This window comes from Falsiroseomonas sp. HC035 (assembly GCF_050563525.1).
Classification (GTDB): domain Bacteria; phylum Pseudomonadota; class Alphaproteobacteria; order Acetobacterales; family Acetobacteraceae; genus Falsiroseomonas.
The window spans coordinates 1-13,727 of record NZ_JBNXUN010000002.1; the positions used below are offsets into that span (position 1 = coordinate 1).

The following is a 13,727-nucleotide window of genomic DNA, read 5'->3' on the forward strand; positions in this document are numbered from 1 at the left end:
ATGTCAACATTAATGTTGGCGAGAAAAACAAGGATTCGCGATTATTCCCGAATTGAATTATCTCTTTTCGCCATACTTTCGTCGGTGTCTATAGGAGCAACCGGCCGGTTATTCGACGATAAGCCATCAAGGAGGAATTTCTATGAGGTTAACGCTTGTAGACATTGAGGCTGGTCGCTTCAAGGATCACCTCGTCTCAGTAGGCGAGGCAGCCAGGATCATGGGTGTCAGCGAGGGAACGGTACGTCGGTTGGTGGCAGCTGAGTGTCTCCCGCCCCTACTTCGTCCCAGTTCAGGGCGCAGCGGGATCTGGCTGTCGGATATCATCCGGCATCTGGAAACCTCGAATACCGCCGAGGGCATGGCCAGGCTGGCGCGCGGCGGCCGGGTCCGGACACAGCTGAAGAGGCCGGTGCCGACAGGTGAGCCGCCCGCGCTTAGCTTCCTGCGGCAGCGGTTCGCGGCGAACCACCAAGCACCGACACGGCCGATCCCGTCGCACATAGCGGCGTCCGCACTGGAGAAGGCCAAGGGGCGGCGGACGTATTAGCAGCGGCGTGCTTGCCGGGGACGACCCCTACAGTTGCCCTCGGCCTTGCTCCTCGAATTGCTCGATGGCCCGTAAGTGCGGAATGCTAAAAGCGGCGGGAAACGACTTGGCAGACGCCCCGGAATTCATCCAGCAGATCATCAAGATCGATTTCCCCCGAAGCCGGAGGTGGCGGGAACCTGTTCGTCACCAACACGCCGCCCACGCGATCAAAGGTATGGCGCAATCCTTTCCCGCGTTCTCTCCCTTCCTCTGCGACAATGCGCACGTTGCTCCATGCGACGATAGTGAGCGTCAGGAGCCTGCCACCCTCCAGCCTACTGAGGCTGCGACTCATTATTCCCTCGTCGATGACAAAGTGACGGACTTCAGCATGGGCTTCGTTCCTGACGCCAGCGCACTCCAACACACGTGGTGCACCGCCCTGCGCCCATGCGACCCCAGTGTCAGCGAGCAAACAGATCCAGAGCAGCAATGCGCGGCGCATAGGGTCACTCCTCGTCTAGCTGACCTTCCATCATGAAGGGTCCAGCGGACTTTTCGTCTCGAAGGCTTTGGCCCGAGTCCGCCGCACGAAAAGCGACGGTTGGCTTGTCCGGCGAATAGATACAAATCCTACCGCAGAATTGATGAACTGGCTCGGCTGTGGCCCCACGGCCACGCTGATCGTGCTTGGTGCTGGGTCGTTGGACACGGAGGGATCGATGGGGACAGTGCTCGAGATCCCTACGGACTTGGCGAGTTCGGCCTGGCTCCGGCGGTTTGCAAGACTGGAACGGCGCTCGCACACGGCGCCGCGGATGCTGGCAATCGCGGGCGCGCTTGGGGGCGTGAGCGAAGTTGGGGCGGCGCGCTTGGTTCGTCGGGTACCCCCGGGCTTTCGGCGGACCGATAAAGCACCGGGCTTCGCCACAACGCTGGTCCATCCTCTCCTGAAAGCCATGTGCGGCCGGGGCATTTCGGCACTGATCTACACCGACTCACGGGCACCCTGCGAAATGGGTAACAGCGGACGGCAGACGCCCAACGCCTGTCATACCACTTTACAATGAAATCAGTATTTTGGAGAACTCTGACGAGTGCGTCCGGGCCTACCACTTGGTAGCCACCCCGTCCGCCAGTTCCCATACGAGCCATGCTCTCCGCCTGACCGCGTGCCGCGCCGAATGGCGAGTCTTTTGGGGTTCTTGGGGCAGACTTTTTGCTATCCGGAAGCCAATTCTCTCCGGACCTCCGGACTTGGGCGATCTGGTACGATTGCAGACTCAGTTGGTATGGACACTTAGTGGAGCTATGCCCGGGACACGTCGAAGCCCGACGCCACCATGCTGAAGCGCATGGATGTGTCCGGGCTCGCGGAGCTGGGCTGGGCCGCGACCGCACCTGTTCCTGATGGTCTGCGCGCCGCCTACGCCCGGTTCATGGCGCAGGAGGTGGTGCGAAGCGGACCCGCTTCGCACCGAACACCCGCAGGGCTGGCGCCGCTACAGGGGCAGCGCCAGGACCTGCATCGCCAGGGCCAAGTCCGGCAGCGCCCAGGGCAGCACGGACAGTGGCGCGGTTTCCCCGAACATCGGGTTAGCGCTGGCGACGTTCGAGCCGACACGCAACGTCGTCATGCCGCTGGTCGGCGCACCTGTCAGAACCTCAACGGCCCCGCCCTCGATGCACAATGCCAGTCGGCCGGCGCCGTCGCAGGTGATGCCGATCCGAAAGGGCAGTCCTGGTGCAAAGCTTCCGGCCGTGCCGCTTGATACGGAAGCACCGCCGGTCACACGCTGCATGCCGATTGCGGCGCCGCTTGCATTGGTGACTTGCCAGCGTTCGTTGGCGCTGCCGCCATCAATGGCGAGCAGGGTCTGGGTCAGGCCCAGGGACACGGTCTGCGTCAGCATGAACGTGCCCAGCACCGTACACGCCCCATTCGCACCGACCACCTGGCTCGTCAGCGTCGCCGTCACCAGGTCCGCGCCGCGCGTGCTGGCAGCGGGGGAGCCGATTGGGGGGAGGATCGGGCTGGACGCGAAGGCACCCATCTCCAACTGCGGCCACGCAAGCCGAACACGCGCGGACACAGGCACCCCGGCTTGCACGAGAAACGCGACGTAGGCGTTGGCGAAGGCGCACGCGGCGTTCCCCATTGCTCGGGTGGCCGAAAAACGAGCGAATGCACCGCTGACGGCAACCGTTGTCCCATCGGCAACCAAGAAGCCACCCGCCCCTGACCGTTCCTCGACGCCCAAAGTCACGGTCGTGACGCCGGTCGGCGTTCCCACCCACCGCATCGACAACGAGGCCGACCACACTTGGCCCATTACGGCGGCAATCGCGGTCGTGGCGTCAAAGATCAAGTAGAATTCGGCGTTGGCTGTCGGCGTGCCGAACAGCATCAATTCAATGTAGTTCATGCCGTTTTCGGTGCCGGTATCGACAACCTCGCGCGTCATGCCAACAGGCGTGTTCTGCACACTCCAGAAAGTCGGCAAGGTTCCCGGGGTGCCGGCAGCGGCGCCTTGGCCGCGAGGGTTGCGGACGGCATTCGTGCGCTGCCCTTCAATTCGCAACCGCCGCGCAGCACCGTTGAAGCGCGCCTGGTCGGCGCCATGTCCCAGCAGCGTCATGCCATCCGCCGCTGTGGCGGTCGCGAGCGTCGTCGACTGGGCGCGGCGCAGGCTCAGGGGCGGATTGAGGCTCTCGCGCGTGATGGGCCACCGCCGACGATCATCCAGCAGGCCCGACAGGGAGGTGATGGCGTTCATGGGCGGGATACTCCTGGCCGCAAAACGGCGGGGCGCATGGCGTGCATGAGGAAGCCTCCTTTCGGGGGTAAGGCGCAGGAATGCAGAAGAATCGCGGCCGGGAAGCCTGTCTCGCGCATGACGTCGCAGCGGAAGCCGGACGCCGCCCACCGGCGATGGGCAAAGATTAGACCGCCAACGTTTCCAAAGTCAAGATTTTCTTCCTATGTCGCGTCGCGTTGTCTCGGCCTGCCGGCGCCCTGGTCAGCACCTGGACACGGGTTTTGCTCGATCGGAGGCCCTTGCATGGGACGAAGGATATTCAGCCGCAGGCCTATCCCGGTCCCACCATCGACCTGCTGCGCATGCTGGTGGAGCGTGTGCATGCCGGCTTGGTCGCGACCAACGCCGCGGCCGTGATGCGCATGATCCTGGCCGAGGGGCCACGCTTCCCGGCCCTGCTCGAGACCTATCACCGCGTTTCCATCGCCCGCGCCACGGCCCTGCTGCGCCGGATCGTGCAGCGTGGCGTTCTGCGGGGCGAAGTCCGCGACGGCGCCGTGGCGGAACTGCCGATGGTACTTATGGCCCCGGCACTGATGGCCGCGCTGTGGCGCCAGACCTTCGACCGCCTGGCCCCCATCGAGCCAGACCGTTTCCGCGCGGCGCATCTGGAGAGGCTGCTCTGCAGCGCCAACCCGCCGGCGCGGTAGAGCGGCTCGACCGACGCGGCCGGCCCGGCGTCAGGCGACCCTGGCCGCCTCGAGATACCGCGCCACCTGGCCGCGCAGCGCCTCCGCGCCGCGGCTGAGTTTGGCTGCGGCGGCGCGCACCTGCTGCGCCGCCGCCCCGGCGTCCTGGGCCGAGGCGCTGACCTCGCCGATGGTGCCGGTGATGGCCGTGGTGCCGCGTGCCGCATCGGCCACGCCGCGCGCGATCTCCTGCGTCGCGGCGCCCTGCTCCTCCACGGCCGCCGCGATGGTGGTCGCGATCTCGCTGACCCGGGTGATGGTGCCGCCGATGGCCTGGATAGCGGCGACCACCGCCTGGGTGTCGCGCTGCACGCCGCTGATCTGCGCGGCGATGTCCTCCGTGGCCTTGGCGGTCTGCGCCGCCAGGCTCTTCACCTCGCTGGCCACCACGGCGAAGCCTTTGCCCGCATCGCCGGCCCGCGCGGCCTCGATGGTGGCGTTCAGGGCAAGCAGGTTGGTCTGGCCGGCGATGTCGTTGATCAAGCGCACCACCTCGCCGATGCGGCTGGCGCTGCTGGCGAGCGAACCGACGGCGGCGTCGGTCCGCACGGTCTCCGCCACCGCCTCGCTGGCAATGCGTGCGCTTTCGGCGACCTGGCGGCTTATCTCGGCGACCGATGCCGCGAGTTCCTCGGCCGCCGAGGCCACGGTCTGTACGTTGCCGGACGCGGTTTCGGCGGCCTCCGCCACGGCGGCGGCGCGCTGGGACGTGCCGGCGGCATCGCCCGCCATGCTGCCGGCGGTCGCTTCCAGCTCGGTGGCCGCCTGCGCCACGCTGTGCACCACGGCGCCGGACTCGGCCTCGAAGATACGGGTCACCTCGGCGAGCCGCGCGGCCTGGGCGACCTTGGCCTCCGCCGCGGCACGGTCCGCCGCCACCCGCTCCCGCTCGGTGATCAGGCTCTCACGGAACACCGCCATGGTGCGGGCGATGTCGCCCACCTCGTCGCGCCGCGCCGCGCCCTCGACCGGGCTGGTCGTGTCGCCCTCCGCCAGGGCGCGCAGGCGGGCGGCGCTGGCCGTGATCGGGCGGGCCAGCCCTGCGTGGCCGATCAGCCAGGCCAGCACGCCGCCACCCAGCAGGCCCAGCACGGAAACCAGGATGACGATGCGCTGCGCCAGGCTGGCGAACTCCGCCGACGCCTGCGTCAGTTGGCCCGCGACCCGGACGGAGACCTCATCGAAGTCCCGCAGCAGCGCCCGCAGCGCCGCGTACGGCGCCTCGCTGGCCAGGGCCGCTTCCTGCAGGCTGGCGCGCGCCTCCGGCGATGGATCCCGCGCGGCCGCCTCCGCGGCGCGGAAGGTGGCCTGGAGCGAGGTGACATAGGCATCGGCGGCGGGCGTCACGCGCTGCAGCACCTGCCGGCGGTTCGTACCGGCAACGCTCAGCGCTTCCGCAAGCCGCTCGCGGAATTCGGCAGTTTCCTCCGCCACTTCGGTGCGAGCCTCGGCGATCCGCGCGGTGGAAGGTTCGGCGACCAGGCTGAACTCGATCCGGCTGAGCTGGATGACATCCTGGTTCATCCGCGCCGCCAGGGCCGCCGAATGGCTGGCCTCCTGCACATTCTCGACATCCGCCTGCAGCAGCCGGACGAAGGAGATGCTGGTCGCGGCCAGCACCACCAACGGCAGGACAAGAGCTGCCACGAGAAGCGCCACCTTGGGCGCGATGCGAAGGCCTGTGAGCATGGGGTTTTCCTCGAGCCAGGCGCCTCCGATCCAGGGTGAGGCGCTGGGCGGACCTTAGGGCCTGGCCCTTTAGAAAAGCTGAAGCGGCCAGCGTATTCGGCTGGCCTGGTGCGGTGCAGAAGCGCCTGCGGTCGAGCCCCGGATGAGCAGCCTGGCCAGCGGCAGCCAGGGGGGGTTACGGCGTCCGTCAGCGTGTCGGCCAGCGGTGCCTCGATCCACGGCCCGGCTTGGGAGGTCGCGGCCAGCAGGTGCAGGTAGCCCAGGGCCATCAGGCGCATACGCCTCCGCAGGCGTTCGGCATCCGGCCGCGCCGGCGGCGGCCACGGCGTCGCCGATCCTGTCCAGGTGCGCGGCAAGCAGGGCCGCGAGCAGGGCCCGCTTGTTCGGAAAATACTGGTAGAGCGTGCCGATGGACACGCCCGCCCGTTCCGCGACGCGGGTGGTGGTGAAGCGGGCATAGCCGCCGGCCAGCAGAACCTGAATGCCCGCTCCTGGATCGCGGCGACGGTCGCGGAGGACCGCCTGGACCGGCCGTTTCCTTGGCGCGAGCGAGCGCCTGCTGCCGGGTAGGCCGGACCTCCCCGCGGTGGTCGCGACCCGCGACCTGACCGCCGCCCGCTTCCCGGAGCCGGGATCGCGCCGCCTCGTCTGCCTGGCCGATGGCGGCAGCGCGATCGAGGAGGTGCTGCGCCACCAGCCGGGCCGGCTGCTGACCTATGTCGTCTGGGGCTACACCAGCGCGGCGGCGCAGCCGCCCGCCTACGGGTTTGGCGCGTTCCGCTTCACGGACGACGGCGATGCGACGCGGGTGGACTGGACCTACGCCTTCCGGCTGAAGTCGGACCGCTTCCCTGGAAACCTCGGTGCCTTGGGCCGCGACCTGTTCCGGCTGGCTTTCCTCGATACGAACTCCGCCCGTTTCATGCAGGCCGGCATGGCGGCCATCGAGCGCGAATCCCTGGCCGCCGCGCCGTAGCGCGCCCTGCCCCGGATTGCCCCGCATTTGACCCGGGCCGCCCCCGGGCGGATGCTGTGGTGCACAAGAAATCCGGTCCGTGTCGAGCGCAACCTCACCCTCCCCCAGCCTCGCCGCCTATCTGCTGACCGCGGTGGTGGCCACCGCGGGCGGCGGCCTCGCCTGGCTGCTGCACATCCCGCTGCCCTGGATGCTGGGCGCCATGGCAGCGACGGGCGTGCTGGCCTGGCAGGAACGCGCCGCGGTGGCGCCGGGGGTGCGGCCGGTGGCGCTGCTGGCACTCGGCCTCGGGCTCGGCCAGACCTTCACCTCCCCGGTGCTGGAGGCTCTGGCCTGGGCGTTGCCCTGGCTGGTGTTGGCAGCAGTGGTCAGCATCATCGTCGGCGCGCTGGTGGCGCGGGCCTTCGCCCGCATGGCCGGCACCGACCCGCGCACCGGCTATTTCTCCGCCGTGCCCGGCGGCATCATCGTCATGGTGGTGCTGGCGCAGCGCGCCGGCGTGTCCGTGCCGGCGGTGACGCTGGCGCAGACCATCCGGGTGATGGTGGTGGTGGTCCTCTTCCCGCCGCTGGTCACATGGCTCGCCCCGGTACTGGCACCTCATCTCGCAGGCGGTACCGACGCCTTCTTCGCCGAACGGCCGCCGGTCCACCTGCCGGGCCTGGCGCTGATGGCCGTGGCCGGACTTGGCGCGGCGCTGCTGATCCGGCGCCTGGACCTCGCGAACCCCTGGATGCTCGGGCCCTGCGCGCTCGTCATCGCACTCTCCGCCTTCGGCGTGCTGCCCTCCGGCGTGCCGCTCTGGATGATCGACGCGGCCCAGGTCGGAATGGGCGCCGGGCTGGGCGCACGGATGAATCGCCGCTTCCTGCTGACCTCGCGCCGGCTGGCGCTGGCCTCGGTCGGCTCCACCTTCCTGCTCTCGGCGCTGCTGGCGGGGCTTGCCGCGGGACTGGCCTGGGTCTCTGGCCTGCCGCTGATGGCGGTGGTGCTCGGCATGGCGCCGGGCGGGATGCCGGAGATGACGATCACGGCCAAGGCGCTGGGCTTCGCCGTGCCGCTGGTGCTCGGCTTCCACCTGGTCCGCACCGTCGCCTGCAACCTGCTGGTCGGGCCGGTCTGGCGGTTGGCGGAGAAGCTGGGCCTGGACCGGTAGCGGCCCGGCTGGCATGTCTCCTCGCCCTCAATCGCCGGGCGAGGCCTCCGGCCGCTTGGCTGCGCGGCATTGGCAGCGGCGCCCATTCGGGCGCACGGCCGGCATGGCCGGCCGCAGGTCATCCATTGGTCCCGCTGGTATCAGGCGGCGCGGGTTCCGGCGGCCGGCATGACGAGGCCGAGCTTGCGCAGCAGCGTATCGCGCTGCACCGGCTTGCCGAGGTAGTCATCCATGCCGGCCTCACGGCACTGCCGCTCGAATTCCGGGCCGACGGCGGCGGTCAGGCCGATGATGTGGGTGCGCCGGTTCGGGCCGGGTTGGCCACGTATGCCGCGCGTGGCCTCCAGCCCGTCCATCACCGGCATCTGCAGATCCATCAGGATGAAGTCGTACAGCGCGTCCCGCGCGGCGGAGACCGCCTGAGCGCCGTCGCCCGCGACATCCACCGCCGCCCCGGCGCGGGCCAGGATGGTGCGCATCACCAGCTGGTTGGTCGGGTTGTCCTCGACCAGCAGGATGCGGATCTGCGGGCCCGACGGGACGGCCGACGCAACGGCCACAGGCATCGGCGTCGCAACCGGCTCCGGCTGTGCGATCTCCTGCCGCCCGGCCAGCGCCGTCAGCAGCGCATCGCGCAGCCGGGTCGGCAAGGCGGGCTTGAGCAGGAGGCCATCCAGCACGCCCTGGCCGCCCTCGACATGGCCGCGGGTCCCTCCACCCGACGTTCCACCGGACACCTGCCCCTGGATCTCCCGCGGATCGGCGGAGCCGGAGGCACAGAGCAGCAGGCGGGGGCGGCCGAAGCTGTCCCATTCCTGGCGGATGCGGCGGGCCAGGGCCAGGCCGTCGCCATCCGGCAATTGTCCATCGAGCACCGCCGCCTCGAAGGGCCTTCCTTGCGCCGCGGCGGCGCGCAGCGCGGCCAGCGCGGTGCCGCCATCGGACACCGCGGCCGCCTCCGCCCCCATGCCGGCCAGCTGGCGCACCAGGATCTCCCGGTTCAGCGGCAGGTCGTCCACCACCAGCACCCGGCGGCCCTCGAGGCCCGCAAGCCCCTGTTGCTCGCCTTCCACGCGGCCGATCTTCACGGTGAAGCGGAACACGCTGCCGCCGCCGTTGCGCACCCCGGCCAGCCGCGGCACCGCCTCGATCCCGCCGCCCATCTCCTCCGCCAGCCGCCGACAGATGGCGAGGCCGAGGCCGGTGCCGCCGTATTTCCGGCGGATCGAGGCATCCGCCTGGGTGAAGCGTTCGAACAGCATCGGGATCTTGTCCCGCTCCAGCCCGATCCCGGTGTCGGAGACGGAGACGCGCAGCCGCCAGTAGTCCAGCTCCGCCTCCACCGAGATGGCGACCTGGATCCAGCCGGTCTCGGTGAACTTCACGGCGTTGCCGACCAGGTTGAACAGCATCTGGCGGATGCGGCCCGGGTCGCCCACCACCCGCACCGGCAGGTCCGGCGACAGGGCGCAGACCAGCTCCACTCCCTTGGCGGCGGCGCGCGGGGCGAACAGCTCGACGATCGTGGCGATCTCGGCCTCGATATTGAAGGGCGCGGCTTCCAGTTGCAGCGCGCCGGCTTCCAGCTTGGAGAAGTCCAGGATGTCGTTCAGCACCATCATCAGGTGTTCGGCGGAGCCCTGGATGGTCTCGGCGTAGCGGCGTTGCAGGCTGTCCAGCCGGGTGTCCAGCAGCAGCCCGGTCATGCCGATCACGCCGTTCATCGGCGTGCGGATCTCATGGCTCATGGAGGCCAGGAAATCCTCCTTCGCGCGCGATGCGGCGACGGCCAGGCGCTCGCTCTCGGCCAGCCGCTGGCCCTGCAGCTTCAGCGCCTCCGCCTGCCGCACCAGCAGCCACAGCGCGACCAGCGTCACCACCGCGGCGGCGGCGACGCCGGCGGCCAGCAGCGCGCCGAGCCGGTGGGCACCAGCCAGCGCATCCTCCCGGTTCCGCGCCGATTCGACGACGAAGTTGCCCTGTCGCGTGACCGCGAAGGAGGCGATGATTTCCGCCCGGTCCTGGTCGATGCCGGCCCAGGTGCCGCTTTCCTGCCGCGGCAGGAAGTCCCGGAAGATCCAGGAGGAGGAATTCAGCTCCCCGATGCCGTTCACCCTTCCATCCGAGCGCGCCAGCAGCAGCCCCTGGAAGGAGTGGATGCGGATCACCGCTTCGAAGGCATCGGCGTGGCGACGGGCGACGCCTACCAGGTAGTCCGGATTCAGGATGGCGACGACCGCGCCCTGGAACTCGCCGCGCGACCCGCGCAGCGCCCGCGCATAGGGAATGGCGTACAGCCCGCCGGCCTGGCTGACGAGGCGCCCCGCGGGGCCGAGGTAGCGCCCGGCTTCCGGCGCGCCCAGCCGCACCGCCTGGCCGCCGAAGCGCAGCAGGCGGAACCATTCGCGGTCGGCGACCGAAGCCTCCCGCAGCCCATCGGTGGAACTGGCGACAATGAATCCCTGCGCATCCACCACCAGCAGCGCCCGCATCTGCGGTACGTCGCGGACCCGGGTGGAGGTCTGCCGCATGACCTGCGACGGTTCCATCTCCGCCAGGCGGTCCGAGACATCCAGCAGCACCAGGTCCACGGTCTGCAACGCGCGGGTCAACTGGTCCGCCAGGCCGCTTGCCATACCTTGGGTCAAACGTTCCGAATCTGATATGGCGTCCTGCTGGCCCCGGTGCATGAGGATGCTGTAGATGCCGATGAGGCAAAGCGCGACCAAGCCGACCGCAGCCGCGAACAGCAGCCAGGGACGCGGCTCCGACGGCCGCGGGGCGCCGAGGCCGAGAGACCGCCGCAGGGCGAACCGGAGTTGGGTGATGCGTGGGACCATCTTTGCGACGGCTCTTATCGGCTTTTCCGTCTTAATTTGCGAGCCCCGTAACGCAGTCCGAGCCAATGTTTTGGCGCCAGAACGTGTCGAGGCGCGGCCGGGGTGGCAGATCGCCCAGGCCGCCACGGGTGATGCGCGGACCTCCGCCGAGGCCCGGGCCCGCGCCGCGACCGCCGACCGCCTGTCCGCCATCCGCGGCCGCGGCGCCCTGCTGGCCTGCATCTGGCCGGACTACTTCGCGATTTCCTACCGCAACCCGCGCAACAACGAGATGGAGGGACTCGACATCGACATGGCACGCGCCCTGGCCAGCCGGCTGCAGGTGCGGCTGCGCTTCGTCGAGACCAATTTCGGCGAGTTCCTCGACCGCGTCGAGGATGGCTCCTGCGACATCGCCATGATGGGCGTCGGCATCACCCCGGCGCGGGCGCTGCGCGTTGCCTTCTCCAAGCCCTACATGGCCAGCGGCACCTACGCCGTGACCACCCGCACCAACACCCGCATCCAGAGCTGGGCGGACATCGACAGCCCGGGGACCGTGGTGGCGGTGGCGGCCGGGACGGTGATGGAGCCGCTGATGCGCGAAACCCTGCGGCAGGCCGAGCTGATGGTGGTAGTGCCGCCGCGGACCCGCGAGGGCGAAATCCTGTCCGGCCGCGCCGACGTGTTCATGTCGGACTTCCCCTACACCCGTCGCATGGTGCTGATGCATGACTGGGCGCGCGTCATCGAGCCGCCCCGGCGGTTCGGCGACACGCTGTATGCCTATGCGGTGCCGCGCGGCGACCAGGCCTGGCTGAACGAGGTCAACGCCTTCCTCGAAAGCACACGCGTGGACGGCAGCCTGGCGCGGTCGGCGCAGCGGCACGGACTGACGCCCATTATGCTGCCGTAAATTTCGGTCGGCGGGCTTCCCGTCCGCCGGCCGCCGGCGCCATCCTGGCGCGGGACCGCGTGTCCCGGAGGAAGAACCAGGATGATCGCTCGCCGTATGCTGGCCGGTCTGCTCCCGGCCGGGCTCGCCGCCACCGCCCTGCCCGCCTCGGCGCAGGCGCCACCCTACCCCAGCCGCCCGATCCGCATCATCGTCGGCTTCGCCGCCGGCGGCGGCACCGACCTGACGGCGCGCACCATGCAGCCGAAGCTGCAGCAGGCCCTCGGCGGGTCCATCGTCATCGAGAACCGCCCCGGCGCGGGCGGCAACCTGGCGACGGAGCTCGCGGTGCGGGCGCCGCCGGATGGCTACACGCTGCTGATGGGCACCATCGGCGCGCTGGCCATCAACCCGACGCTGTATGCGAACCTGCCGTTCAATCCGCAGACGGACCTGACGCCGATCTCGATGTCCGGCTCGATCCTGAACGTGCTGGTGGTGCCGGTGGACCGGCCCTGGCGCAGTGCGGCGGAACTCGTCGCGGCGGCCCGGGCGAATCCGGACCGGCTGACCTACGGCTCCTCCGGCGTCGGCGGGGCCGGGCACCTGGCCGGGGCGCTGCTGGACCAGATGGCCGGCATCAAGACGGTGCACGTCCCCTACCGCGGCGGCGGACCGCTGATGACCGACCTGATCGGCGGCAAGATCGACTTCGCCTTCTCCACCGCGCCGACCGCCATGCCGCAGATCGAGGGTGGCCGCCTGCGGGCGCTCGCGGTACCGGGCCTGACGCGATCCGCCCTGATGCCGGATGTGCCGACCGTGGCGGAGATCCTGCCGGGCTACGAGGTCGGCAACTGGTATGCCCTGGTCGGGCCACGCGGGTTGCCGGCACCGGTCGTGGCGAAGCTCAACGCCGCGATGCGGGCGACGCTGTCGGATGAGGTGGTGCTGGCGCATCTGGCGCGGCATGGCGTCGATCCGCTGGCCTCGACGCCAGAGGAACTGGCCGGCTTCATCCGCAGCGAGACGGCGAAGTGGGCGCCGATCGTCCGGGCCACGGGCGCGACGATGAACTGACGTCGCCAACGTTCCGGATCACGACCCAGGGTTGCAGGCGACGCGGGCATCCTCCATCGGGGTTGCATGACTTCGATCCCGATCCGCCCGATCCTGTTCGTCGCAACCCTGGCCCTGCCCGGCTGCGGCGCCTTGCTGTCGGAAGGCAGCAGCGCCGCGGCGGGTATCGGCGGCGCCAGCCTGGCCAATGCGGTGGGCGCCGGTGCCGCGGCCACCACCGGCATCGGCCTCGGCGTGCAGGCCGCCACCCGCGCCGGCGTGCAGTACGCCCAGCGCGATGCCCAGCGGGACGCGCAACTGGCGGTCGCCGCCGCCGCCGGCCCGCTGGCGCCGGGCGGCGTCGCGCCCTGGAAGGTCGGCTATCGCGTCCCCATCCACCCGGACGAGACCGGGCAGGTGACGGTGGCGCGGCTGATCGAGGCCGGCGGGTTGCGCTGCAAGGAAATCGTGTTCTCTGTCGATGCGCCGGCGCGTGGCGCGACGGCTGCTTCCCGCGCCTTCTACACCGCGACGATATGCCAGGATGGCACGACCTGGCGCTGGGCCACCGCGGAACCTGCGACGGAACGCTGGGGCGCGTTGCAGTGAGGTGGTGCCTGCCGGCCGGCCTGGCCCTGGCGCTGGCCGGTTGCGGCCAGGTGGCGGACATCAGCGGCGCGGTGGCCGGGGGCGGCGCGGCGTTGGCCAGCAGCAACCCGGCGGTGGGCTATGCCGTCGGCATCGGCGTGCGCGCCGCGGTCTCCGCCGGGGTGAGCGAGGTGATGAAGCGCCGCCAGGGCGCGGAACAGGATGCGCTGGCCACGGTCATCGGCGCGCTGGAGCCCGGCGAGACCCGCCCCTGGCAGATCCGCCACGCCATCCCGATCGGCAACCAGCAGGGCGAGGTGCGGCTGGTCCGCGTGCTGGACAATGCCCTGGCGCAGTGCCGGGAGGCTGCATTCTCCGTCACCGGGGACGCCACGCCGGCCGCGCCGCGCCAATGGTTCCTCACCACCGCGTGCCGCCAGCCGGAAGGCTGGAAATGGGCGGCGGCGGAGCCGGCAACGTCCCGTTGGGGCGCCCTGCAATAACC

At 70.0% G+C, this 13,727-nt stretch carries 12 protein-coding genes; 7 read left to right on the top strand and 5 right to left on the bottom strand.

Annotated elements, in window-relative coordinates; genetic code table 11:
* Positions 1–635: 635 nt before the first annotated feature.
* On the bottom strand, positions 636–1,037 hold the full coding sequence (locus ACLF3G_RS04485) for a hypothetical protein (RefSeq protein ID WP_430668140.1): 402 nt from the start codon (positions 1,035–1,037) through the stop codon (positions 636–638).
* Between the two features lie 997 nt (positions 1,038–2,034).
* The gene (locus ACLF3G_RS04490) at positions 2,035–3,309 is read right to left on the bottom strand and encodes a hypothetical protein (RefSeq protein WP_430668141.1); all 1,275 of its coding nucleotides are present in this window, start codon (positions 3,307–3,309) and stop codon (positions 2,035–2,037) included.
* Positions 3,310–3,590: 281 nt separating this feature from the next.
* Between ACLF3G_RS04490 and ACLF3G_RS04495 the strand changes: the two genes are divergently transcribed.
* Entirely contained in the window at positions 3,591–4,001 is a 411-nt protein-coding gene (locus ACLF3G_RS04495; protein WP_430668142.1) for a TetR-like C-terminal domain-containing protein, read from the top strand.
* A gap of 30 nt (positions 4,002–4,031) precedes the next feature.
* Here ACLF3G_RS04495 and ACLF3G_RS04500 read toward each other — a convergent pair whose 3' ends face one another.
* Together ACLF3G_RS04500 and ACLF3G_RS04505 are read right to left on the bottom strand one after the other, a co-directional pair.
* The gene (locus ACLF3G_RS04500) at positions 4,032–5,729 is read right to left on the bottom strand and encodes a methyl-accepting chemotaxis protein (protein ID WP_430668143.1); all 1,698 of its coding nucleotides are present in this window, start codon (positions 5,727–5,729) and stop codon (positions 4,032–4,034) included.
* A 69-nt stretch (positions 5,730–5,798) separates the two neighbouring features.
* Positions 5,799–6,404 carry a helix-turn-helix domain-containing protein gene (locus ACLF3G_RS04505; protein ID WP_430668754.1) on the bottom strand — a complete coding sequence of 202 codons (606 nt, stop codon included), beginning with the start codon at positions 6,402–6,404 and terminating at the stop codon, positions 5,799–5,801.
* On the opposite strand from ACLF3G_RS04505, the gene ACLF3G_RS04510 reads away from it, so the two are divergent.
* Both ACLF3G_RS04510 and ACLF3G_RS04515 read left to right on the top strand, forming a co-directional pair.
* Complete coding sequence (locus ACLF3G_RS04510; RefSeq protein WP_430668144.1) at positions 6,316–6,705, top strand: SRPBCC family protein; 390 nt, start codon at positions 6,316–6,318, stop codon at positions 6,703–6,705. The two genes, ACLF3G_RS04505 and ACLF3G_RS04510, sit on opposite strands and share 89 nt — an antisense overlap.
* Positions 6,706–6,784: 79 nt before the next feature.
* Positions 6,785–7,861, top strand: coding sequence for an AbrB family transcriptional regulator (locus ACLF3G_RS04515; RefSeq protein ID WP_430668145.1), 1,077 nt, complete (start codon positions 6,785–6,787; stop codon positions 7,859–7,861).
* 140 nt (positions 7,862–8,001) lie between these two features.
* On the opposite strand, the gene ACLF3G_RS04520 is transcribed toward ACLF3G_RS04515, so the two are convergent.
* Positions 8,002–10,497: a response regulator gene (locus ACLF3G_RS04520; protein ID WP_430668146.1), complete on the bottom strand. Its 2,496-nt coding sequence runs from the start codon at positions 10,495–10,497 to the stop codon at positions 8,002–8,004.
* Between the two features lie 274 nt (positions 10,498–10,771).
* On the opposite strand from ACLF3G_RS04520, the gene ACLF3G_RS04525 reads away from it, so the two are divergent.
* The 4 genes from ACLF3G_RS04525 (at position 10,772) to ACLF3G_RS04540 (ending at position 13,725) form a co-directional block, all read left to right on the top strand.
* Positions 10,772–11,596 carry a substrate-binding periplasmic protein gene (locus ACLF3G_RS04525; protein ID WP_430668147.1) on the top strand — a complete coding sequence of 275 codons (825 nt, stop codon included), beginning with the start codon at positions 10,772–10,774 and terminating at the stop codon, positions 11,594–11,596.
* A gap of 81 nt (positions 11,597–11,677) precedes the next feature.
* The gene (locus ACLF3G_RS04530) at positions 11,678–12,655 is read left to right on the top strand and encodes a Bug family tripartite tricarboxylate transporter substrate binding protein (protein WP_430668148.1); all 978 of its coding nucleotides are present in this window, start codon (positions 11,678–11,680) and stop codon (positions 12,653–12,655) included.
* Positions 12,656–12,721: 66 nt separating this feature from the next.
* Positions 12,722–13,243, top strand: a complete 522-nt coding sequence (locus ACLF3G_RS04535; protein ID WP_430668149.1) for a hypothetical protein — start codon at positions 12,722–12,724, stop codon at positions 13,241–13,243.
* Positions 13,240–13,725, top strand: a complete 486-nt coding sequence (locus tag ACLF3G_RS04540) for a hypothetical protein (protein WP_430668150.1) — start codon at positions 13,240–13,242, stop codon at positions 13,723–13,725. Before ACLF3G_RS04535 ends, ACLF3G_RS04540 begins: the two co-directional genes overlap by 4 nt.
* Positions 13,726–13,727: the final 2 nt, after the last annotated feature.

Bases quoted from the DNA above. Each gene is read 5' to 3' on its own strand.
- ACLF3G_RS04485 (WP_430668140.1), bottom strand. From the start codon at position 1,037: ATGCGCCGCGCATTGCTGCTCTGGATCTGTTTGCTCGCTGACACTGGG.
- ACLF3G_RS04490 (WP_430668141.1), bottom strand. From the start codon at position 3,309: ATGAACGCCATCACCTCCCTGTCGGGCCTGCTGGATGATCGTCGGCGG.
- ACLF3G_RS04500 (WP_430668143.1), bottom strand. From the start codon at position 5,729: ATGCTCACAGGCCTTCGCATCGCGCCCAAGGTGGCGCTTCTCGTGGCA.
- ACLF3G_RS04520 (WP_430668146.1), bottom strand. From the start codon at position 10,497: ATGGCAAGCGGCCTGGCGGACCAGTTGACCCGCGCGTTGCAGACCGTG.
- ACLF3G_RS04530 (WP_430668148.1), top strand. From the start codon at position 11,678: ATGATCGCTCGCCGTATGCTGGCCGGTCTGCTCCCGGCCGGGCTCGCC.
- ACLF3G_RS04535 (WP_430668149.1), top strand. From the start codon at position 12,722: ATGACTTCGATCCCGATCCGCCCGATCCTGTTCGTCGCAACCCTGGCC.